Raw genomic sequence first — 21,409 nt, forward strand, 5'->3', positions numbered from 1 at the left:
GGATAAAGAGATATGGCTACGATCAATCTGTCGGAAACCGCGCGGACGCCGGGCTGGTATGCGACTTTCGTCACCCGCCTTCGCCGCAACGTGCCGTTCACCGTCGGTCTCGGCATTCTCTGGCTGGCGGCCATGGTGATGGTTGCGATCTTCGCCGACCAGATCCGCCCCTACAACATCACCGCGATGGATCTGTCGAGTCGCCTTTCCCATCCGGGCGCCCTCAAACATCTGCTCGGTACCGACGAGCTCGGCCGCGATGTGCTTTCGCGCCTCCTCCAGTCGGTCCGGGTGTCGCTGATCATCGCCTTCGGCGCAACGATCCTGTCGGCGGTGTTCGGTACGGCGCTCGGCTTCGCGGCAGCCCAGTTCCGGGGTGCGGTCGAGCATCTCGTGCTGGTGCTTGCCGATTTCCAGGCAGCATTGCCATTCCTGATCATGTCGCTCGCCGTGCTTGCCTTCTTCGGCTCGTCCATGGTGCTGCTCGTCTGCCTCATGGGCTTCTATGGCTGGGAACGCTACGCCCGCATCGCCCGCGGCCTGGCGATCTCGGCAAGCTCTCAAGGATACGCTGCCTCCGTCGTCCAGCTCGGTGCGACGCCGGCACGCGTCTATTTCCATCATATCCTGCCGAACGTCGCCTCAACCCTGATCGTCTCGATGACGCTGACTTTCCCGGAAATCATCCTGATGGAAAGCGGGCTGTCTTTCCTCGGTCTCGGTGTGCAGCCGCCGGAGACGAGCCTTGGCAACATGGTGGGCTTCGGTCGCGAATACCTGACCCGCGCGCCGTGGATCATGCTTGCCCCTTCGGTGGTGATCATGCTGACCACCCTGTCGATCAGCATCGTCGGCGACTGGCTACGCGACAAGCTCGACCCGACCCTTTCGTAGTCCCAAACGTGGCGTAATCTCAGGTGGCGGCCGCAAGACCGGCCGCCACCTGCATCTGTATTGCGGGGTGGAATTGCAACGGATCGTCAACAATCCGGCCGGAAACAGCGCTATTGCGGGCTGTTTCATAAACTCGCCACTTGAGTTTCTGCAATCATGCCGCTAAATCTCAGGCCACCAGGACCGGGCCCCTCTGACAGTTCATCTCTGAGCTGTGATGTCGGACTGGATTAGTCCAACTTGGGTGCCTGGTGTTTGTGGAAATCATGTGACGACAACGGCGGTGACCTACACGGCAGGCGGAATGCAGGTCGTGAGCGTCTTAGGTTCGTCTCGGTCCACACGCGGGCACTCCCGCCTTTTAAGAGATTGGGTGCCAAATGATGGAATTCTTTACGCCGGAGGCGTTGTCCGCGCTCCTGCAGGTTATCATGATCGACCTCGTGCTGGCCGGCGACAACGCGATCGTCATCGGTCTCGCGGCTGCCGGCCTGCCGAAGGAACAGCGGTCCAAAGCCATTCTGGTCGGTATCATCGCGGCGACTGTGCTGCGTATCGGTTTCGCGCTTGCCACGACCCAGCTGCTGCAGATCGTCGGCTTGCTGCTGGCCGGGGGCGTCCTGCTTCTCTGGGTCTGCTGGAAGATGTGGCGGGAGCTGCGTACGCCGCATCATCATGAGGATACAGCCAGCGAAGCGCTGCTGGAGGCCGACCTCAACGCCGATGGCACGGTTGCCGGCGGAGCTCCGCGCAAGACTTTCGCCCAGGCCGCCTGGCAGATCGTCATTGCCGACGTCTCCATGTCGCTCGACAACGTGCTCGCTGTTGCCGGTGCTGCCCACGAACATCCGGGCGTGCTGATTTTTGGTCTGGTCCTGTCGATCGCGCTGATGGGTATTGCGGCGAGCTTCATCGCCCGCCTGCTCAACAAACATCGCTGGATTGCCTATGTCGGTCTCGCCGTCATCCTTTACGTCGCGCTCGAAATGATCTGGCGCGGCTTTCACGAAGTTGCGCCCTATATCGGTGGGTAATGTCTTCCGGCGCGGCGGTCCTGCCGTCGCGCCGTTTCCTTCGGGACTTTAAAGCCCCGTCTTCGCTCGCCATTTGCCAAGCCGCTTTTCCCTGATCTCAACCAAAACTTATGCCGCGTCAGCAGAACCTATTCGTCAGGCTGCCGATCTGCTTTTATGTCTTCATGCCAAGCTGCGGTGCCCCATGCGCCGGCCGTGTTGGAGTGGAGGACGCGGGCTCGATTTTTGGAGGAGATGCGCCTATCCGCCGGGCGCGATCGATCGATCATCTAGGAAAAGCCATGACCGAACCCTGTTATGATGTCGCCCATCTCGGCCACGTCGAGCTTTATTCAGACCGTTTCGACGAGTCGCTCGACTTTTTCACCCGTGTCTACGGGTTGACCGAAAGCGGCCGCGAGGGCGACAGCGTCTATCTGCGCGCCTATGACGACTACGAATTCCACACGCTGAAGCTCACCAAGCATCACACCACCGGTGTCGGCCACATCGCCTATCGCACGTCGTCCGCCGAAGCTCTGGAGCGCCGCGTCAAGGTGATCGAAGAAAAGGGCTGGGGCGTCGGCTGGAGCGAAGGCGATCTCGGCCATGGTCGGGCCTACCAGTTCAAGAGCCCCGACGGCCACCTGTTCGAGCTCTATTGGGACACCAGGGAATATGTGGCGCCACCGGAAGAGAAGCCGGCGCTGAAGAACATCGCCCAGCGTTATCATGGCCGCGGCGCGAGCCCGCGCCGCCTCGATCACGTCAATCTGCTTGCTGCCGATGTCAGCCTGATCCGCGAATTCATGACCACGGCTCTGGGCAGCCGGGTTACCGAGATGATCCAGCTCGACAACGGCCGTCTCGGCGGCTGCTGGTTCACCATCAACAACAAGACCTATGATCTTGCCTGCTCCGAGGACCATACCGGTTCTCACGGCCGTTTCCACCATGTCACGTATGCCTGCGACCAGCGCGAGGACATCCTGCGTGCCGCCGACATCTTCCTGGAAAACGGCGTTCATATCGAGTCCGGCCCGCACAAACATGCGATCCAGGGCACGTTCTTCCTCTACGTCTGGGAGCCCGCCGGCAACCGTGTCGAGCTCGCCAATGCAGGCGCGCGCCTCATCCTTCGTCCGGACTGGAAGCCGGTCGTCTGGACCGAAGCCGACCGCAAGAAGGGCCAGGCCTGGGGGATGAAGACGATCGAAACCTTCCACACACACGGCACGCCGCCGGTGGCACACAAGTAAGTCAAGAGGCATCCCATGGCAAAGACAGCATTGGTCATCAGCGCCCATTCGGCGGATTTCGTCTGGCGTTGCGGCGGCGCGATCGCGCTTCATGAGGAAAAGGGCTACGACGTCACCGTCATCTGCCTGTCCTATGGCGAGCGCGGCGAAAGCGCCAAGCTCTGGAAGAACCCAGGCATGACGCTCGAAAAGGTGAAGACCGAGCGCCGCAGGGAAGCGGAAAATGCTGCCAAGGCCCTCGACGTCACCGACATCCAGTTCTTCGATCTCGGCGATTACCCGCTGGTCGTCGATCAGGACGCCAAGTTCAAGCTGGTCGACGTGATCCGCAAGGTTCAGCCGGAATTCATGCTCTCCCATTCCAAGTGGGACCCTTACAATACTGACCACATGTATGCGACGCAGGTTGCGATCGAAGCCCGGATGATCGCCCAGGCCTGGGGCCACAATCCGGGCGAAAAGATCCTCGGCGCACCGCAGCTCTATCTCTTCGAACCGCACCAGACCGAACAGATGGAATGGAAGCCGGACGTCTTCCTCGACATCTCGTCCGTCTGGGAGAAGAAGTGGACGGCCATCCAGTGCATGGAAGGCCAGGAACATCTCTGGCACTTCTACAAGAACGTCGCCGAGAACCGCGGCAACCATTTCATGCGCAATTCCGGCGGCCAGGCCAGCGGACGCAAGTCGACCCATGCGGAGGGCTTCCAGTCGGTCTTCCCGCGCACCGTCGACGAACTTTGAAAGGGGGCGAACTCTGATGGCGGTCGTCGTCCAGAATATCGAACGCGCGGATCAGTCGGTCATCGACCGGCTGGCTGCATGCGGTGTCGCTACGGTGCATGAGGCGCAGGGCCGCAAGGGCCTGCTCGCCAGCTACATGCGGCCGATCTATCCGGGTGCGCGCCTTGCGGCGAGCGCCGTCACCATTTCGGCGCCTCCGGGCGACAACTGGATGCTGCATGTTGCGATCGAGCAGCTGAAGGCAGGTGACATCCTGCTGCTTGCCCCGACCAGCCCTTGCGAAGACGGCTACTTTGGCGATCTGCTCGCCACCTCCGCCCAGGCGCGCGGCTGCAGGGGCTTGATCATCGATGCCGGCGTGCGTGACGTGGTCGATCTGACCCAGATGAAATTCCCGGTCTGGTCGAAGGCGGTCTATGCCCAGGGCACGGTCAAGGAAACCCTTGGCTCCGTCAACGTTCCGGTCGTCTGCGCTGGCGCCTATGTTCGGCCCGGCGACGTGATCGTTGCCGATGACGACGGTGTCTGCGTGGTTGCCCGCGAGGAAGCCGAAGCGGTTGCCAAGAAGGCGGAAGCCCGTGTCGCCGCCGAAGAAGACAAGCGCAAGCGGCTTGCGGCCGGCGAACTCGGCCTCGATATCTATGACATGCGCGGCAAACTCGCCGAAAAAGGCCTGAAGTATATCTGAGCGGTGGAGGCCGCTTTCCCTTCTCCCCGCTGGGGAGAAGAAGGGAGATCGAGATGAGTGACATTGATTCCGGCGTGCGCTGCATGTGGATGCGTGGTGGCACATCCAAAGGCGGATATTTCCTCGCCGAGGACCTGCCCACCGATCGGGACAACTTCCTGCTGCGGGTGATGGGTTCGCCCGATCCCCGCCAGATCGACGGCATGGGCGGCGCCCACCCGCTGACCTCCAAGGTGGCGGTGGTCCGAAAGTCCGAGCGGGAAGGGGTCGATGTCGACTATCTCTTCCTGCAGGTCTTCGTCGATCAGCCGATCGTCACCGACGCGCAGAACTGCGGCAATATCCTTGCCGGCATCGGGCCTTTCGCCATCGAGCGCGGGCTGGTGCCGGTCAAGGGCGAAAAGACCGAAGTCTCGATCTTCATGGAAAATACCGGGCAAATCGCCATCGCGACGATCGAAACGCCCGGCGGCCAGGTGACCTACAAGGGCGAGGCCCGGATCGACGGCGTGCCGGGGACTTCAGCGCCGGTGCCGATCGTGTTTGCGGATACGGCCGGCTCCTCTTGCGGCGCGCTGCTGCCGACCGGAAACGCTGTGGACGTGATCGAAGGCGTCGCCTGCACGCTGATCGACAACGGCATGCCCTGCGTCGTCATGCGTGGCGACGTGCTCGGAATTGCCGGCACCGAGAGCCCGAAGGATCTCGAAGCGAACCAGGAGCTGCGCGCCAAGCTGGAGGCGATCCGGCTGAAAGCCGGGCCGATGATGAACCTCGGCGACGTTGCGAAGAAATCCGTGCCGAAAATGACCATGGTCTCTGCACCGACGGCGGGCGGGGCGATCTCGACCCGCACTTTCATCCCGCATACGTGCCATGATGCGATCGGCGTGCTCGGCGCGGTCAGCGTCGCAACCGCCTGCCTTCTGCCGGAAGGTCCGGCGTCTGAACTCGCGGTCATTCCGGAAGGCGACGAGAAGCTGCTGTCGATCGAGCACCCGACCGGCGAGATGAGCGTCATCGCCACCATGAAGGACGGGGAGGTCTATCGTGCGGCGGTGCTGCGCACAGCGCGCAAGCTTTTCGACGGCGTGGTTTTTGGCGACTGAGGGTAGGACACGGGCATGAGGATCGCATTTCTGGGTTTTGGCGAGGCGGCACGCGCCTTTCACGACAGCCTGGCGCCGAAGCTTGAGGATGGCGAATTCCGGGCCTACGACCTGCTGCTCGACGACGCCGAAAAGGCGGGGGAGATGCAGGCAGCGATGACCAGCCGCGGCGTCCGGCCGGAAGCCTCGCCTGCGGGTCTTGCCGATGCCGAATGGATATTCAGCGCGGTCACCGCCGATCAGAGCCTCATTGCCGCCCAGTCAATCGCGCCGCATCTCGGCCAAGGCGCGCTGCTGATCGACATCAATTCAGTGTCCCCCGGCCGCAAGCGCGAGACCGCCGCGCTGGTCAACCAGACCGGTGCCGACTACCTCGACATGGCCGTGATGGCCCCTGTCCATCCGAAGGGCCATGCGACGCCGGTTCTGATTGCCGGCAGAAGCGCGGCCGAGCTTCTGGAACGTTTTCGCGGTCTCGGCTTCAGCGCCGATGTTGCCGGAGAGGCGGTCGGCTCTGCGACGGCCATCAAGATGGTGCGCTCCGTGTTCGTGAAAGGTCTTGAAGCAATCACTGTCGAGGCCCTTCTTGCCGCGGAGGCCTCGGGCTGTTTCGAGGAGATCCTGACCTCGCTCTCCCAGAGCTTTCCAGGCCTCGACTGGTCGAAATTCCCGGATTACCAGCTCGAGCGCACAACCCGCCACGGCCGCCGCCGGGCCGCCGAGATGCGCGAAAGCGGCGTCACGCTTGATGCGCTGGGGCTGAACGGCGGTCTTGCCCGCGAGATTGCCGCGGTCCAGGACGAGATGGCAGCAAGCGGCGTGAAGCCGACCGGCGATCTCAGGGATACAATTGCGCGGGTCCTTTCGGCTCGGCGTCAAGGCAAATAAGATCGCGTCTTCAGGGCGTTGCCTTGTATACGCGGCATGCTTTTCCGCTCCAAATCCCGCACCATCATCCACAGCCTGAACCCCCTGTATACATGAGGCTTGGCCAATCCATCAGATGTGGCTAAGATTTGCCGATCGACAGGCGGAGGTTGCGCCGGCTTGTCTCCAGGCAAAGGTGCGGATTTGGAAGAGACCTCAAGAACGACCCACACGATGCGTGCGCTGATGGAGCTGCGCAAGAAGATCCTCAGCGGCGACTATCCCGGCGGCACCCGGCTGTTCGAAGTTTCGCTGGCCGAGACGCTGCAGATTTCCCGAACGCCGGTGCGCGAAGTGATGTCGCGTCTTGCGGAGGAGGGGTTGCTCGACCGGTTGGCGAATGGTGGTTTCGTGGTCCGCAGCTTCACCTATGCCGATGCCGTCGATGCGATCGAGCTGCGCGGCGTGCTGGAAGGGACGGCGGCGCGGCTTGCCGCCGAACGCGGCGTCTCGCAGGCAGGGTTGGACCAGCTTCGGGAAATCCAGGCTCGGCTTGACGATTGTTTCGGGGAAGCCGCCGACGAGGTGGATCTGGAAGCCTATTCGGAGGCGAACGCAAAGTTTCATGTGGTGCTGGTCGAGCTTTCCGGCAGCACGGTAATCCAGCGGGAGGTCGAGCGCGCGACACGGCTGCCGTTCGCGTCGCCATCGGCTTTCCTGTCAGGCCGGGCCCACGTGGCGGCCTTCCGTCAGTCGCTGCATATCGCCCAGGAACAACATCGCACTTTGGTGCAGGCGATCGCCGGCCGTGAAGGTGCAAGAGCAGAATTTATCGCCCGCGAACATGCCCGCATCGCCCGAAAGAACCTCGAATATGCGGTCTTCGAGGATCCGGAACTGATGCTGACCGTTCCCGGCCTGGTGCTCCTCAACTCTTGAGAGCCCGGGTGTTCGCTGAAGGTTTTTGATGGCCGGAAGCCTTCGGTTTACTATCCGAAGGCGATCATCAGCCTGCCGAATATTTCCCCTTGAATTTGTCTGCCGATGCCGTCATGTATACACGACATCTCAAGCCACAGACAAACCACAGGGAGGAATTCCGTGACTCAGGCCAATCTCACTCAAGTTTTGAAGGATGCGGGCAACACCGTCGAGCATCTGCGCAACTCCAAGACCGGCATCTATGTATACCCGGTCGTGGCTCCGGAATTTTCCAACTGGCGTTCCGAACAGGCTGCATGGCGTGAGGGCGCCGTTCTTTTCGACCAGTCGCATCACATGGACGAACTGGTCGTCGAAGGTCCGGACGCTGCCAAGTTCCTTGAAAGCCTGTCGATCAACAGCTTCGCCAATTTCGGCGTCGACCGCGCCAAGCACTACGTTCCGGTCACGCCTGCCGGCCATGTTATCGGCGACATGATCATCTTCCGCGAAACGGAAGAAAAGTTCGTCCTCGTCGGCCGCGCGCCGACCGCCAACTGGCTGCTCTACAACGCGTCGCTCGGCAAGCATAACGTCAAGCTGACCCACGACCCGCGTTCGCCCTCGCGTCCGGACGGCAAGCTTGTCACCCGCATCCATTACCGCTTCCAGATCCAGGGTCCGGATGCGCCGAAGGTCTTCGAAAAGATGAACGGCGGCCCTATCCCGGAAATCAAATTCTTCCACGTCGACTGGATCAATGTCGGCGGCCGCAAGGTCCAGGCTCTGCGCCACGGCATGGCCGGCGCTCCGGGTCTCGAAATCTGGGGTCCGTATGCGGAGAAGGACGAAGTCCGCGCCGCCATCATCAAGGCTGCTGAAGAAGCCGGCGTCGATCTGCGCCCCGTCGGCAGCCGCGCCTATGCTACCAACACGCTGGAATCCGGCTGGATTCCGTCGCCGCTTCCGGCGATCTACACCGGCGACGAACTGCAGGCCTATCGCGACTGGCTTTCTGCCCAGAGCTACGAAGCTTCGGGCTCGATCGGCGGCAGCTACGTCTCCGACAAGATCGAAGACTACTATCTCAACCCCTACGAGCTGGGTTACGGCGTCTACGTCAAGTTCGACCACGACTTCGTCGGTCGCGCCGCCGTCGAAAAGCAGAAGGCAACCCCGCAGCGCCGCAAGGTCACCTTCGAGTGGAATTCCGACGACGTCGTCAAGGTCATCGCTTCGGCTTTCCAGCCCGGCGAACAGGCCGCCAAGTGGATCGACTTCCCGCTCTCCAACTACGCTTCGTCGAGCTTCGACAAGGTTCTGAAGGATGGCAAGGTCGTCGGCCTGTCGATGTTCAATGGCTATAGCTACAACGAGCGTTCCATGCTGTCGCTCGGCGTCGTCGATGCCGACATCAAGGAAAACGACATCCTGACGCTCATCTGGGGCGAGCCGGATGGCGGCACCTCCAAGACCTCGGTCGAGCAGGGCCACCGCCAAGCTGAGATCCGCGTTCGCGTCGCAGCGGTGCCCTACGCTCAGGAAGCGCGTGAAAATTACGCCGAAAGCTGGCGCACAAAGAAGGCCCTCTAAGCGATGGGCGTGCGAGAACGGGTTGTTCTCGCACGCCGCTCCGTCCGTCTGACCGGACGTTTTTCATTGGCTAAACGGGGGGAGGATCAACAATGGCACTTTTAAATTTGTTCAGGAGCAAGCAGGAAGAGAGGTCCGTGGAGCCGGCCAGCTTCAGGGACCTTATCGACGGCTATTCCATCGAAGTCATGCCGCGCACGGCGGCGAAGATCGAAGATTTCAAGACACTGCTGCCGAAGGGCACGCGGGTCTATATCGCCCATATCGACGGGACGCCGATCGAGGACATGGTGCAGACCGCAAGGCGCCTGCACGAAGACGGTTTCCCCGTCATGCCGCATTTTCCCTCCCGCATCATTGCAAGCCATGCGATCCTGGAAGACTGGATCAAGCGCTATAGAAACGAGGCGGGCGTGGAACAGGCACTGCTGCTCGGCGGCGGCGTATCGACGCCCGCGGGCGATTTCGACAGTTCCATCCAGCTGATCGAGACCGGCCTGTTCGACCGCTACGGCTTCAAGCGGCTGCACGTCGCCGGCCACCCGGAAGGCAACAAGGATATCGACAAGGATGGCGGTCACAGGATCGTCGACGAGGCGTTGAAGTTCAAGCAGGCCTATTCCGAGCGCACCGATGCGGAGATGGCGATCGCCACCCAGTTCGCCTTCGACGCCAAGCCGGTGATCGCCTGGGCCGAGCGTATCGCTGCCGCCGGCATCAAGCTGCCGATCCATCTCGGCATTGCAGGCCCCACCAAGCTCCAGACGCTCATCAAGTTTGCGATCGCCTGCGGCGTCGGCCCCTCGCTCGGCGTGCTGCAGAAGCGCGCAATGGATCTCAGCAAGCTCCTGGTTCCCTACGAGCCGACCGAAGTGCTGGCTGACATCGCCAACTACAAGACCGCCCATCCGGAAAGTCTGCTTCAGCAGATCCATGTCTTTCCGCTCGGCGGCATCCGTGCCAGTGCCGAATGGATGAACGAACAGCTGACCGGCGAGCGCAACATCGCATTGTGACTTAACCGAAACGGGGCAAGTGCTGGGCTTGCACCGTTTCGACCCGCTGCCGGGAGGAGATTGGCAGGGGAGGACAGATACGTGGACTATCCCAATCTGCGCCACATCCGTCTTTTCTGCGCCTGCCTGCGCACCGGCTCGCTGACGCAGGCGGCCGATATCGTGGGGGTGACCCAGCCGGCGGCATCGCAGGCGATTTCCCGGCTTGAAGAACTTTTCGGCACCAAGCTTCTCGAACGCGGTCCCGGGCATGCGATGGCGACGCCCGAGGGGCGCGTCGTCCAGGCCCGATCGCTGAGGGCGCTCGATCTTATCCGGACCGGCTGCCAGAAACTCCAGGCGGATTCCGGCTCGCGCGGCTCCGGCGCGGATGGGCGGCTGACGATCTCCCACCTGCGCGCCCTGCAGGCCTTTGCCCAGACCGGCGGCTTTCCGGGTGCCGCGCGCATCCTCGAACAATCGGGTGCTGCGGTTCAGCGCACCGCTCGCAATGCAGAAGCGATCCTCGGCACAAGCCTTTTCGAGGCCGACGGCCGGGCGACGCGGTTCACCAGTGCCGGCCGTGCCGTTGCCCGCTGGGCCGGCCTTTCGCTAAAGGAACTCGGCAACGCCACCGAGGAAGTGCAGGAGCTGCGCGGCAAGTTCGATGGCCTTGTATCGATCGGCGCGCTGCCGATGGCGCGTACCACCATCGTGCCCGATGCTATTGCTTCGCTGGCCCTCACCCATCCGCTGGCGCGGTTCGAGATCCTCGAAGGCAGCTACGAACAGCTCCTCAGCGATCTGGAGATGGGACATATCGATTTTCTGATCGGCGCGTTGCGCAGCCGCCTGACGCCGTCGCTGGTTCAGGAGCCGCTTTTCGATTTCCGCCTCGCGGTTGTCGCCGGTGCCGGTCATCCGCTGTCCGGCAAGGCGGATGTCTCGGCAACCGAACTTGCTTCCTACCCATGGGTCGTGGCCCGCAAGGGCACCCCCAACCGCAGAACGTTCGATGCCCTGGCGGCGACGTTTCCGGATGGACCGCAGACGCAGGGAACAGTCGAGACCGGCTCACTGACGGCGTTGCGCGGCATCCTGATGCAGACGGACCGGCTGGCGCTGCTGTCCCGTCATCAACTCCGGCACGAATTGAAGGCCGGGTTCCTGACGCTTCTGAATTACGAAGTGCCGGGAAGGCCGTTGTCGATCGGCATCACCACTCGCCGCAATTGGCAGTCGACCGCTCTCCAGGCGGAATATCTGGCAGCGATCCGACGGGTGGTCGCGACGGAAGACACGGTCAGCGCTGCCGACGGCAGTTGCTTGCCTTCGCTGAACGCCGCCGAGTAGCGCCACTTGCCATTGCAGTTTTCGTGGTTATCGTTATCCGCATATGCCGGCCCGCTCGATGTTGCGCGCCGTCAGCAGAGAGCGGGAGCATCTTGAGAAAAAAGGCCGTCAACAGTCTCGAACGCCTTCAGGCAGTCCTTGAGGTTTTTACCGAGGACCGTCTGGAATGGACGCCGGAAGAGCTGATGGAGGAGCTGGGCTATAGCCGGCCGACGCTCTATCGCTACCTGAAGATCCTGAAAGACAGCGGTTTCCTCACCTCCATGCCGAATACCGGCTTCACCCTGGGACCAAGGGTGGTGGAGATGGATTATCTGCTGCGGAAGTCGGACAATCTCATCCTGTCCGGCGCGCCGTACCTCCAGAAACTCACGGGGCGATACGAATGCACGGCGCTTCTGGTGCGCTGGTACGGCGAAAAGATCCTCTGCGTCGATTCGATCAGTTCCAGCCGCGAGGCGATCAGCAGCTATCCGCGCGGACGGCCGATGCCGCTCAGCCGCGGCGCGATCGGCCGCTCCATCGTCGCCTTTCTGCCGCGCCGCAATCTGCTGCCGCTGATCAATCGCACGCTCGACGACTGGCAGGCGGCAGGGGCCGGCGATACGGTGGAAGCTGTCCTGGACGGGCTGAAGTCGGTGCGCAAGAAGGGCTACGCCGTGGCCCATGGCGAAGTGACGCCGGGCGTTGTCGGTTTCGCAGCGCCTATCTTCGATGCGGGCCAGAGCCCCATCGCCAGCTTTTCCGTAACGATCGCGCAAGATCAGGTCGGTGGCTCCGCTGTGGAGGAGATCGGCCGGGAAGTCTTGTTCGCAGCCGGTGAGATCACCGCCGCGCTCGCCTCGCATCGACATAGAATTTCAAGCCGATAATCTCATATTGCAAGAAAATGTGTTGACTTTCGGCGACCGTCTTCGCATTTTGCCGCGACGGAGCATGGCCGAGATCTCGACATCGCTCGGCTCGCGGATTTTTTGAACCCCTCGGGCACCGGACTTCCCTTAAGTTCGCGGTGCCGTAGCAGGGATAGACAGGAGGAGCATTCCATGAAGAAGATCGACGCTTTCAACCATATCTGGCCAAAGCCCTTTTTCGACAAGCTGATCGGCTATATCGGCACGATGACCGACGTCACCATGCGCTCGGGCGCGGTGCCGATGATGACCGATCTCGACCGTCGTTTCCAGGTGATGGACATGTTCGGCGGCGACTATCAGCAGGTCCTGTCGCTCGCTTCTCCGCCGCTTGAAAAGCTGGCCGGCCCCGAGCGCGCCTATGACCTCGGCCGGATCGGCAACGATTCCCAAAAGGAACTGTGCGACAAATATCCGGAACGCTTCCCGGCCTTCATCGCCACCGTGCCGATGGAAAACCAGGAATGGATGATGGCGGAAACCAAGCGGGTCGTCGAAGATCTCGGCGCCTGTGCGGTCCAGATCTTCACCAACTACAGCGGCAAGCCGCTCGACCTGCCGCAGTTCGAGCCCTTCTTCGAATATATGGCAAAGTCCGGCAAGCCGGTCTTCCTGCATCCGTCGCGCGGTGCCAACTTCCCGGACTACCTGACCGAAGACCGTTCGGAATACGAGATCTTCTGGACCTTCGGCTGGCCGTATGAAACTTCGGCGGCAATGGCGCGCCTCGTGTTCTCGCGCATCTTCGACAAATACAAGGGTCTCAAGGTCGTCACCCACCACGCCGGCGGCATGGTGCCCTTCTTCGAAGGCCGCGTCGGTGCCGGCTGGGACCAGATGGGCAAGCGCACGTCCGACCGCGACCTCTCGACCGTGCTGAAGGCGCTGGAGCGCCCGCATCTCGAATATTTCAAGGAATTTTATGCCGACACGGCGAGCTTCGGTTCGACCAAGGCAATCGAACACGCCATCGAATTTTTCGGTGAAGACCGGGTGCTTTTCGCGTCCGACGCGCCGTTCGATCCGGAAGGCGGCCCGATGTACATCCGCGAGACCATCAAGGTGCTCGACAACATGGACATCTCCGATGCCACCCGCCAGAAGATCTATGAGGGCAATGCCAAGAAGCTTCTCGGGCTGAAGTAAACGATCCGGTTTTCGGAATTATCGAACGCGCGGGTGGCAACACCCGCGCGTTTTTCATTTGGAAAGCCGGTCGATGTAACGCCTGGCGGAGCGGGCGACGATCGCCCGTCCGTCCTGGCGGACATTCTGGTGCGAAAAGGCGCCGTAGATGCGCTCGAACGGCCAGGGCGCCAGCCGCTCGGCGACATCGGCAACTTCAGCGGCGCTGAGCGGCAGCATGTTCGGATAACTCCACATGAAGGAGACATGGTCGGTGCCCGGCGTGACCTGGACGATATCGCCGGCGAGCAGCACGCCCTTGGCGTCCTCGCCCGTCCAATGCAGCACGGTGCCGCCGGCAAAATGTCCGCCGCCATGGACCAGCGTGACGGAAGAGGAGAGCACCAACGCGTCCTCGTCCCAGAGCCGGACGTAATCCGATGGGCGGCAGATCCATTCCTTGTCGGCGGCATGCAGATAGATCGGCGCGTCGAAGGCCGCGGCCCAGTCCTGCATGGTCGTGTAGTAGTGTGGATGGGAGATCGCGATGGCGCTGAGGCCGCCCAGAGCCTGAATGATCTCCCTCGTCGCCTCGTCCAGCAGCGCGATGCAATCCCACAGGATATTTCCCGCCTGTGTACGCAGCAGCAGGGCGCGCTGGTTGATGGCGAAGGCCGGAACGGTCTGGATCGCCATCAGATCCTGTTCGAGCTGAACCCAAGCATTTCGGTGCGTTCGAGCAAGCTTTTCCGTCGTCGTCCAGGCCTGGCCGGAAGGCGGTACATACTGCCGCTCGTCTGTGCAGATGGGGCAGGTTTCCGGCGCCTCTTCCGCGTCGCCGAAAGACGTGCCGCAGGCGCCACAGAGAAAAATCGACATCGAACCCTCCCTCAGGGACCTTCGGCAGGCCCTGTCATGAATTTGATAAGAAACGATATTCGGCGGGGAAAGTGAAGCCTTTGCTTCACTCGAGCGCCACCCATTCGGAACCGCTCATATTCTTCGGGAAGGATTCACCTTTTCCAAAGGCAGGCGCGATAGGGTTCGGCTTCAAGTTATTTCACGCCCGAGGATCGGATGACGGCCCCGAAGACGCCACGGCTGCTGAACCTGGATATCCTGCGCCTCGTCTCGGCGCTGATGGTGCTGACGTTCCATTATGGCTTTCGCATGCGGATTTCCGGCGAGGGTGGCGGTATCGGCTTTCCGGAACTCGCACCCTTTGCCATGTGGTTCGATGTTGGGCTGCTGATCTTCTTTGCCATTTCCGGCTATGTCATCACCATGTCGGCGGAAGGCCGCACGGCCTATGATTTTGCCGCCGGTCGTTTTGCCAGGCTCTGGCCGACCTTCATCGTCTGCGCGACGATTACCGCCGTCGTGCTCACCGTCTGGCATGTGCCGACCCTCGATCCGCCAACGGTCAGGCAATGGCTGGCGCATGCCGTCATCATCTCGCGCGGCCTCGGCCAACCGTTCCTTGATGGCGCCTACTGGACGATCGCCTACGAGATCATCTTCTACTTCTGGGTTTTCCTGCTCATCGCCACCGGCCTTTTCGAGCGCGGCTGGCGCGTTGTCGTACTGGCGTGGCTGGCGATTTCGATCGTCAACGAGGCCTTCATTGGCAGCGGCGCGATCCAGAAATTGCTGATCACCGAATATTCCGGCTATTTCGCATTCGGCCTGGCGCTCTACAAGGTGAGGCAGCAGGCGTCCCTTTCGAGCCTCTGCGTGTTCGCAGCCGCCGTCTGCTGGGCGATCGCCACACCCTTCCTGACCGAACCGGATTTCGTCGCAACATACGGGCTGAGCCGCAGCGTCGTCGGGCTTGCGCTCATCGGGCCGCTGGCGCTTGCAGCGGTTGCGGCCTGTGCCACGGCGCCGTCGCTGCGCATTTCTCCGGCATTGGCGATCGGGCTCGGCGGTCTCACCTACCCGCTTTACCTGCTGCACCAGAATATCGGTTACGCGGTGTTTGCCCGTTTCGGCACGGATCAGAACCGCTGGCTCGTAGCCCTCGTGCTGGTTGCTGCCCTGCTCTTCGTCGCCTGGGTGATCGCAAGGACCATCGAACCGGCGGCGCGGCGGGCGATCATCCGCGCTGCTGGTCATCTTCGCGACGGTCTCGGCCGCCTGAGACAGCGGACCGCCTGATCCCGGATTGACGATCCTATTTTACCCGGATAAATCTGCATCTCAATACAGAGGAAGCAGATGGCGGATTTTCATTGGACAGCATTTCTGGGTGAAAAACGCATTGCGGGCGGATCACCAGCGGAAGTCGTAACGGCGATCAAGGCCGGTGGCCATGAAAGCGTTCTGGTCTTCGACGATGCGACCGGAAAGCCGGTCGATCTCGATCTGCGTGGTACTCTCGAAGATTGTCTCGGTCGCCTTCCCAAGGATCATGCGGAGCCTGTCGAGCCGGTGGAGCGGCGGCCCGGCCGGCCGAAGCTTGGCGTGGTGCCACGCGAGGTGACACTGCTGCCGCGGCATTGGGAGTGGCTTGGCCAGCAGCCGGGCGGCGCCTCGGTGGCTCTGCGCAAGCTTGTCGATGCGGCGCGCGCAGCCAGCAGTTCGGGAGACGACAGGCGCCGGGCTCAGGAGGTCGCCGATCGTTTCATGCGGGCGCTCGGCGGGGATCAGCCGGGATATGAGGACGCGGCGCGGGCGCTTTATGCGGGGCAGGAGGATCGCTTCAGGGAGCTGACGGAGAGCTGGCCGAGGGATGTCCGGGACCATGCTCGATATCTCGCCCGAGGTGCATTCCGGACTGGCCCCGCGGAAGAAAAGTAAATCCTGCTATGTCGGGGTAGTCGGCGGGAAATGCCGCCGACTCAGGTCATGCCGAGCGGTTGGGTCCTTTTTGAACATGTTCTGTCCGCGATTGAACATGGACCGGATGACAACCGCACCCTAAGTTGTTTCGAGCCGCCGGGGAGGGCGGTTCGGAGGAGCAATTTATGGATCGCATGAAGAACAAGGTCGTTCTCGTTTTCGGCGCCGGCTCGGTCGGCCCGGGTTTCGGGAACGGCAAGGCTGCCGCCGTCGCCTATGCCCGCGAGGGCGGCAGCGTCGTCTGCGTCGACGTTGATCTCGATGCGGCGAGGAACACGGTCGACGTCATCGAATCCGAGGGCGGTTCAGGCCTGGCGCTCGCCGCGGACGTCACCAGATCCAGTGATATTTCTGCCGTTGTCGAAGCGACCATGGAACGCTTCGGCCGTATCGACGTGCTGCACAACAATGTCGGCATCAACCTGCCGGGCGGTGCGGCGGAGGCAACCGAAGAGAGTTGGCGCAAGGTGATGGACGTCAACCTGACCAGCGCCTTCCTCACCTGCAAGGCCGTTCTGCCGATCATGGAGAAACAGGGCGGCGGGGCGATCATCAACATCTCGTCGCTCGCCTCCATCAGGTGGACCGGCTACCCCTACGTTTCATATTATGCATCGAAGGCGGCGCTCAATCACTTCACGCGGGCGATTGCGATCGAATATGCGGCCAAGGGCATCCGCGCCAACGCGATTCTTCCGGGCGTGATGGATACGCCACATATCCAGAAGCAGATCAGCGGCTATTATGGTTCTGCCGAGGAGATGAAGGCCAAAAGGGACGCGCTTTCGCCGATGAAACGGCAGGGGGATGGCTGGGATATCGCCTGGGCCGCGGTTTTCCTCGCTTCCGACGAGGCAAAATACATTACCGGCGTCGAGCTTCCGATCGACGGCGGGCTGCATGTGACGGTGTCCGGCAGCTTGAACTGAGGCAATTGCAGGTGCGCTGGAGCGAGATCCATGATGTGGATCGGTTTTAAAGTTTCTACTCCGGCGGCAAATCTAGGCTTGCCTAATCTGTCGGACTTCAGCAAACTCCGGCAACTTGAAGAAGAATAAGATCCAGATAATGGACCACTGCGGATGGCTGGAGGAGCTGGACGTCGAGAGGAGAAGCGGTCGCGCCGGAGAGGGGCGTGGTCCGCGCGGATTTGCGGCTTGGTCCGCGAATATCCGGAGCGTTTCTTCCGTTTGTCCGCTTCGCAGCACAGAGGAGGATGATGTGTGACGGCAGCTCATAATACGGTCGAGCCCATGGACGAGGCTTCGCTGCTCGCCGGCCTCGAAGGCGTGGCGCCGCAGCAGAGCGGTTCCGTCTGGATGCGGCCGGCGGAGGCGATTGCTGCTGCGCTTCTCGTCGGAATTATCGCGCTTCTGTTGGCCGGGGTTATTTCCCGCTACGTTTTTTCGCTGCCGATCGTCTGGATCGACGAGGTGGCATCGATCTCTTTCCTCTGGCTTGCCATGCTCGGCTCGGCCATGGCCGTCGACCGCAGCGAGCACCTGCGGCTGACGCTCTTCGTCGGCATGCTGCCGGAAAGGGTGCAGGGATTGGCCAACACGCTGGCCCTGCTGCTGATGGCGCTTTTCCTCGGCGTGATGCTGCGGCCGGCCTATGAATATGCAATCGAGGAATCCTACATCACTTCTGCGGCGCTCAACATTCCGATGAGTTTTCGCGCCGCCGCCCTGCCCGTTGGTGTCGGGCTGATGTTGATCCTCGCGGTTATCAACGCGCTGAAGGGATCGACCTTGAGGCAGGTCGCGATATCGGTGGTGGTCATCGCCGCCGCGACCCTGCTGCTCTGGCTCGTCGGGCCGGGCCTCAAGGAGATCGGCAACTGGAACATCCCGATCTTCCTCGTCGGTTTCGTGGCGTTGTTTCTCGTGCTCGGCGTGCCGATCGCCTTCTGTTTCGGCCTTGGGACGCTGGCATTCCTGACATTTACGACGTTAGTCCCGGTGTTCGTAATGATCGGCCGCATGGACGAGGGCATGTCGAGCATCATCCTGCTGTCGGTGCCGATCTTCGTGCTGCTCGGCTGCGTGCTCGATGCGACCGGCATGGGCAAGGCGATCGTCGAGGTGCTGGCCTCGCTGCTCGGCCACGTGCGGGCCGGCATGTCCTATGTCCTGCTCGGTTCGATGTTCCTGGTGTCCGGTATTTCCGGCTCCAAGGTCTCCGATATGGCGACCGTCGCGCCTGCCCTGTTTCCGGAAATGAAACGCCGCGGCCACAGGCCGCCGGAGATGATCGCGTTGCTGGCGACCGGGGCGGCAATGGCGGAAACCGTGCCGCCTTCGATTGTGCTGATCGTGCTCGGCTCCGCCGCCGGCGTCTCGATCGCCGGGCTGTTCACGTCGGGTTTCGCGATCGCCATGGTTTTGCTTCTGGTTCTCGCGATCCTGGCGCGCTGGAAGGCGCGGCACGAATCCATGGCCGGTGTGCGCCGTGCACCGCTTTCGGTGATCAAGAAGGCGTTGCTGGTCGCCGCTCCGGCACTGGTTTTGCCCTTCCTGATCCGCACCGCCGTCGGCGAGGGGATCGCCACCGCGACGGAAGTTTCGACGATCGCCGTCCTCTACGCGATGATCATCGGGGCGACGCTCTACGGCGGCATCAGCCTGAAGAAGCTCTATGCGATGCTGGTGGAGACGGCAGCACTTTCCGGCGCGATCCTGATGATCCTGGGTGCCGCGTCCGCAATGGCCTGGGCACTGACCCAGACGGGATTTGCAGCCCAGCTTGTGCAGGCGGTGCAAGGCCTGCCAGGTGGTTGGCTGACCTTCATGGGCGTCACCATCCTGATCTTCATGGTGCTCGGCTGCGTGCTCGAGGGTCTGCCGGCGATCGTGCTGATGGCGCCGATCATGTTTCCGGTCGCTCGTTCGCTCGGCATCAACGACATCCACTATTCCATGGTGGTGGTGACGGCGATGAATATCGGCCTGATGACGCCGCCGATCGGCATCGGTTTCTACATCGCCTGCAAGATCGGCAATGTTTCGCCCGACGAAGCGATGAAGGCCATCTGGCCCTATATCGGCGCGCTGATGATCGGCCTTCTGGTGATCGCGGCCGTGCCCTATTTCTCGACCGCCTTTCTCTAGAGGCTGTGAGGCAAAAAACTGGGAACTGAATTCGGAGGAGGATTTCATGAACGTCAATCGCAGAACGCTTCTTTTGGGCGCGGCCACGACCGGCATCGCCACGACCTTTTCGATCCGCACGCGGCCGGCCAATGCCGCCGAGTTCACCTATAAGTTCGCCAACAACCAGACGCTGACGCATCCGATGAATACCCGCGCCAAGGAGGCTGTCGCCAAGATTCTGGAGGAGAGCGGTGGTCGCATGGCGATCAATATCTTCCCGTCGAGCCAGCTCGGCGCCGATACGGACATGCTGAACCAGGTGCGTTCCGGCGGCGTCGAAATGTTCAGCCTGTCGCCGATCATCCTGTCGACCCTGGTGCCGAATGCCTCGCTCAACGGCGTCGGTTTCGCGTTCCCGAGCTACGACAAGGTCTGGCCAGCCATGGACGGCGAACTCGGCAAGTATGTTCGCGGCGAGATCGAGAAGAAGGGGCTGCTGACGCTCGAAAAGATATGGGACAACGGTTTCCGGCAGATTACCTCGTCCAAGGGGCCGATCGAAAAACCGAAGGACCTTGAAGGTTTCAAGATCCGCGTGCCGGTCAGCCCGCTCTGGACCTCGATGTTTACCGCCTTCGGGTCGGCGCCAGCCAGCATCAACTTTGCCGAAACCTATACCGCGTTGCAGACGGGCATCGTCGACGGACAGGAAAATCCACTCGCCATCCTGACGACGGCAAAGCTGTTCGAGGTGCAGAAATATGTCTCGATGACGAACCACATGTGGGACGGTTTCTGGATCCTGCTCAACCGCCGCTCCTGGCAGGCGCTGCCGGCAGATCTGCAGGGCATCATCTCGAAGCACTTCAACGCTGCCGCCGAGCTACAGCGCAAGGACGTCATGGGTCTCAACGCCACCGTCCAGGCCGAACTCGAAGGCAAGGGCATGAAGTTCAACAAGCCGGACGGCGCCCTTTTCCAGGAAAAGCTGCGCGCCGCCAATTTCTACAAGGACTGGAAGTCGAAATACGGCGACGAGGCCTGGGCGATCCTCGAAAAGGCTATCGGCAAGTCATTGAGCTGATCGGTAGCGGCCATGCATCTGATGGGAAACGGCATATGCAACAGGTGATCGAGATCCCTTCGGGTCTTCGGGAAGGTGCCGTTTCCGGCTCGCAGGCGGTGGAGCGGGCGCTGCAGCTTCTCTCCATCGTCGGCCGCGGGGCGGAAAAGGGCGTGGCGCTCGCCGATGTGGTCGCCGATAGCGGCCTCAACAAACCCACGGCCCGGCGGCTGCTGATGGCGCTGATGCGCTCCCGCCTCGTCGAACAGGACGAACTTACCCGCCGATATTATCTCGGCGGAGAGCTTTACGTGCTCGGCATGCTGGCCTCTCGCCGGCACGGCCTTCTGGAAATGGCGGGCGAAAGCCTGAAGCGGCTTTCCGGCAAATCGGCCGACACCAGCTTCGTCTCGATGCGGCGTGACGACTACGCCGTCTGTCTGCATCGCGAGGAGGGCACGCATCCGGTGCGCACCCACGCGCTGCTGACCGGCGACCAGAACCCGCTCGGTGTCGGCGCCGGATCACTTGCGATGCTGGCTGCATTGCCGGACGCGGAAGTCGAGGGGGTCCTCGGCCGTATTGAAGGCGTCATTGCCGCGCAATATCCGGGCTATTCGCCGGACATCATTCGCGAGGATGTCGGCCGCACACGCGAGCTTGGCTACGCGCTCAATCCAGGGCGAGTCATCGCCAATTCCTGGGGGATCGGCATGGCGATCCTGCTGCCCGACGGACGGCTTGCAGGAGCGTTGTCGATTGCCGCGATCGACAGTCGCATGGGTGAGGCGCGTCAGAAAGAGCTTGCCGGGCTGCTGGCTCACGAGGTCGAGCGGGTGCAGGGCAGGCTGAAATCGCTGTTCAGTTCGGAGAAACCGGCGCTTCGAAAGGCGCCGCAAGTGGCACGGTCGAGAACACCGGAACGGGTTTGAAACGAA

20 protein-coding genes are annotated in these 21,409 nt (G+C 62.0%); 19 read left to right on the forward strand and 1 reads right to left on the reverse strand.

Annotated features, from left to right (window positions below; genetic code table 11):
- Positions 1 to 12: 12 nt before the first annotated feature.
- The 13 genes from AC1DLT_RS15270 (at position 13) to AC1DLT_RS15330 (ending at position 13,496) form a co-directional block, all read left to right on the forward strand.
- Entirely contained in the window at positions 13 to 894 is an 882-nt protein-coding gene (locus AC1DLT_RS15270) for an ABC transporter permease (RefSeq protein ID WP_477487304.1), read from the forward strand.
- A 380-nt stretch (positions 895 to 1,274) separates the two neighbouring features.
- The gene (locus AC1DLT_RS15275) at positions 1,275 to 1,928 is read left to right on the forward strand and encodes a TerC family protein (RefSeq protein WP_038546898.1); all 654 of its coding nucleotides are present in this window, start codon (positions 1,275 to 1,277) and stop codon (positions 1,926 to 1,928) included.
- Positions 1,929 to 2,209: 281 nt separating this feature from the next.
- The gene (locus tag AC1DLT_RS15280; protein ID WP_477487305.1) at positions 2,210 to 3,166 is read left to right on the forward strand and encodes a VOC family protein; all 957 of its coding nucleotides are present in this window, start codon (positions 2,210 to 2,212) and stop codon (positions 3,164 to 3,166) included.
- A gap of 15 nt (positions 3,167 to 3,181) precedes the next feature.
- Positions 3,182 to 3,910: a PIG-L deacetylase family protein gene (locus AC1DLT_RS15285; RefSeq protein WP_477487306.1), complete on the forward strand. Its 729-nt coding sequence runs from the start codon at positions 3,182 to 3,184 to the stop codon at positions 3,908 to 3,910.
- 16 nt (positions 3,911 to 3,926) lie between these two features.
- Positions 3,927 to 4,598 carry a 4-carboxy-4-hydroxy-2-oxoadipate aldolase/oxaloacetate decarboxylase gene (locus tag AC1DLT_RS15290; RefSeq protein ID WP_477487307.1) on the forward strand — a complete coding sequence of 224 codons (672 nt, stop codon included), beginning with the start codon at positions 3,927 to 3,929 and terminating at the stop codon, positions 4,596 to 4,598.
- A 53-nt stretch (positions 4,599 to 4,651) separates the two neighbouring features.
- Positions 4,652 to 5,707: a 4-oxalomesaconate tautomerase gene (locus AC1DLT_RS15295; protein WP_477487308.1), complete on the forward strand. Its 1,056-nt coding sequence runs from the start codon at positions 4,652 to 4,654 to the stop codon at positions 5,705 to 5,707.
- 15 nt (positions 5,708 to 5,722) lie between these two features.
- Positions 5,723 to 6,595 (forward strand): NAD(P)-dependent oxidoreductase, encoded by an 873-nt coding sequence (locus tag AC1DLT_RS15300; protein WP_477487309.1) that lies wholly within the window; start codon positions 5,723 to 5,725, stop codon positions 6,593 to 6,595.
- A gap of 183 nt (positions 6,596 to 6,778) precedes the next feature.
- The gene (locus tag AC1DLT_RS15305; protein ID WP_105423027.1) at positions 6,779 to 7,513 is read left to right on the forward strand and encodes a GntR family transcriptional regulator; all 735 of its coding nucleotides are present in this window, start codon (positions 6,779 to 6,781) and stop codon (positions 7,511 to 7,513) included.
- Between the two features lie 162 nt (positions 7,514 to 7,675).
- Positions 7,676 to 9,088: a vanillate/3-O-methylgallate O-demethylase gene (ligM, locus tag AC1DLT_RS15310; RefSeq protein ID WP_477487310.1), complete on the forward strand. Its 1,413-nt coding sequence runs from the start codon at positions 7,676 to 7,678 to the stop codon at positions 9,086 to 9,088.
- Positions 9,089 to 9,180: 92 nt separating this feature from the next.
- A complete protein-coding gene (locus AC1DLT_RS15315; protein ID WP_477487311.1) occupies positions 9,181 to 10,104 on the forward strand; it encodes a methylenetetrahydrofolate reductase in 924 nt (307 codons plus the stop codon).
- A gap of 81 nt (positions 10,105 to 10,185) precedes the next feature.
- The gene (locus AC1DLT_RS15320) at positions 10,186 to 11,436 is read left to right on the forward strand and encodes a LysR substrate-binding domain-containing protein (RefSeq protein ID WP_477485302.1); all 1,251 of its coding nucleotides are present in this window, start codon (positions 10,186 to 10,188) and stop codon (positions 11,434 to 11,436) included.
- A gap of 92 nt (positions 11,437 to 11,528) precedes the next feature.
- A complete protein-coding gene (locus tag AC1DLT_RS15325; RefSeq protein WP_477487312.1) occupies positions 11,529 to 12,308 on the forward strand; it encodes an IclR family transcriptional regulator in 780 nt (259 codons plus the stop codon).
- A 174-nt stretch (positions 12,309 to 12,482) separates the two neighbouring features.
- A complete protein-coding gene (locus AC1DLT_RS15330) occupies positions 12,483 to 13,496 on the forward strand; it encodes an amidohydrolase family protein (protein ID WP_038546876.1) in 1,014 nt (337 codons plus the stop codon).
- Positions 13,497 to 13,550: 54 nt separating this feature from the next.
- Here the strand turns inward: AC1DLT_RS15330 and AC1DLT_RS15335 are convergent, their stop codons facing one another.
- Positions 13,551 to 14,354, reverse strand: a complete 804-nt coding sequence (locus AC1DLT_RS15335) for an MBL fold metallo-hydrolase (RefSeq protein ID WP_477487313.1) — start codon at positions 14,352 to 14,354, stop codon at positions 13,551 to 13,553.
- A gap of 198 nt (positions 14,355 to 14,552) precedes the next feature.
- On the opposite strand from AC1DLT_RS15335, the gene AC1DLT_RS15340 reads away from it, so the two are divergent.
- The 6 genes from AC1DLT_RS15340 to AC1DLT_RS15365 all read left to right on the forward strand — a co-directional run bounded on the left by AC1DLT_RS15340 (position 14,553) and on the right by AC1DLT_RS15365 (position 21,403).
- Positions 14,553 to 15,632 (forward strand): acyltransferase family protein, encoded by a 1,080-nt coding sequence (locus AC1DLT_RS15340; RefSeq protein WP_247139040.1) that lies wholly within the window; start codon positions 14,553 to 14,555, stop codon positions 15,630 to 15,632.
- 60 nt (positions 15,633 to 15,692) lie between these two features.
- A complete protein-coding gene (locus AC1DLT_RS15345) occupies positions 15,693 to 16,274 on the forward strand; it encodes a DUF2239 family protein (RefSeq protein WP_477487314.1) in 582 nt (193 codons plus the stop codon).
- Between the two features lie 167 nt (positions 16,275 to 16,441).
- Complete coding sequence (locus AC1DLT_RS15350; protein WP_247138171.1) at positions 16,442 to 17,245, forward strand: SDR family NAD(P)-dependent oxidoreductase; 804 nt, start codon at positions 16,442 to 16,444, stop codon at positions 17,243 to 17,245.
- 324 nt (positions 17,246 to 17,569) lie between these two features.
- Complete coding sequence (locus tag AC1DLT_RS15355; protein WP_477487446.1) at positions 17,570 to 19,426, forward strand: TRAP transporter large permease subunit; 1,857 nt, start codon at positions 17,570 to 17,572, stop codon at positions 19,424 to 19,426.
- A gap of 46 nt (positions 19,427 to 19,472) precedes the next feature.
- Positions 19,473 to 20,492 carry a TRAP transporter substrate-binding protein gene (locus AC1DLT_RS15360; protein ID WP_477487315.1) on the forward strand — a complete coding sequence of 340 codons (1,020 nt, stop codon included), beginning with the start codon at positions 19,473 to 19,475 and terminating at the stop codon, positions 20,490 to 20,492.
- A 35-nt stretch (positions 20,493 to 20,527) separates the two neighbouring features.
- On the forward strand, positions 20,528 to 21,403 hold the full coding sequence (locus tag AC1DLT_RS15365) for an IclR family transcriptional regulator (protein ID WP_477487316.1): 876 nt from the start codon (positions 20,528 to 20,530) through the stop codon (positions 21,401 to 21,403).
- Positions 21,404 to 21,409: the final 6 nt, after the last annotated feature.

The sequence above is a fragment of the Neorhizobium sp. 05N33 genome (assembly GCF_056397445.1).

Excerpts from the sequence above, each read along its gene's own strand:
- AC1DLT_RS15270 (WP_477487304.1), top strand. The coding sequence starts at position 13 with ATGGCTACGATCAATCTGTCGGAAACCGCGCGGACGCCGGGCTGGTAT.
- AC1DLT_RS15275 (WP_038546898.1), top strand. The coding sequence starts at position 1,275 with ATGATGGAATTCTTTACGCCGGAGGCGTTGTCCGCGCTCCTGCAGGTT.
- AC1DLT_RS15280 (WP_477487305.1), top strand. The coding sequence starts at position 2,210 with ATGACCGAACCCTGTTATGATGTCGCCCATCTCGGCCACGTCGAGCTT.
- AC1DLT_RS15285 (WP_477487306.1), top strand. The coding sequence starts at position 3,182 with ATGGCAAAGACAGCATTGGTCATCAGCGCCCATTCGGCGGATTTCGTC.
- AC1DLT_RS15290 (WP_477487307.1), top strand. The coding sequence starts at position 3,927 with ATGGCGGTCGTCGTCCAGAATATCGAACGCGCGGATCAGTCGGTCATC.
- AC1DLT_RS15295 (WP_477487308.1), top strand. The coding sequence starts at position 4,652 with ATGAGTGACATTGATTCCGGCGTGCGCTGCATGTGGATGCGTGGTGGC.
- AC1DLT_RS15300 (WP_477487309.1), top strand. The coding sequence starts at position 5,723 with ATGAGGATCGCATTTCTGGGTTTTGGCGAGGCGGCACGCGCCTTTCAC.
- AC1DLT_RS15315 (WP_477487311.1), top strand. The coding sequence starts at position 9,181 with ATGGCACTTTTAAATTTGTTCAGGAGCAAGCAGGAAGAGAGGTCCGTG.
- AC1DLT_RS15330 (WP_038546876.1), top strand. The coding sequence starts at position 12,483 with ATGAAGAAGATCGACGCTTTCAACCATATCTGGCCAAAGCCCTTTTTC.
- AC1DLT_RS15335 (WP_477487313.1), bottom strand. The coding sequence starts at position 14,354 with ATGTCGATTTTTCTCTGTGGCGCCTGCGGCACGTCTTTCGGCGACGCG.
- AC1DLT_RS15340 (WP_247139040.1), top strand. The coding sequence starts at position 14,553 with ATGACGGCCCCGAAGACGCCACGGCTGCTGAACCTGGATATCCTGCGC.
- AC1DLT_RS15345 (WP_477487314.1), top strand. The coding sequence starts at position 15,693 with ATGGCGGATTTTCATTGGACAGCATTTCTGGGTGAAAAACGCATTGCG.
- AC1DLT_RS15350 (WP_247138171.1), top strand. The coding sequence starts at position 16,442 with ATGGATCGCATGAAGAACAAGGTCGTTCTCGTTTTCGGCGCCGGCTCG.
- AC1DLT_RS15355 (WP_477487446.1), top strand. The coding sequence starts at position 17,570 with ATGGACGAGGCTTCGCTGCTCGCCGGCCTCGAAGGCGTGGCGCCGCAG.
- AC1DLT_RS15360 (WP_477487315.1), top strand. The coding sequence starts at position 19,473 with ATGAACGTCAATCGCAGAACGCTTCTTTTGGGCGCGGCCACGACCGGC.
- AC1DLT_RS15365 (WP_477487316.1), top strand. The coding sequence starts at position 20,528 with ATGCAACAGGTGATCGAGATCCCTTCGGGTCTTCGGGAAGGTGCCGTT.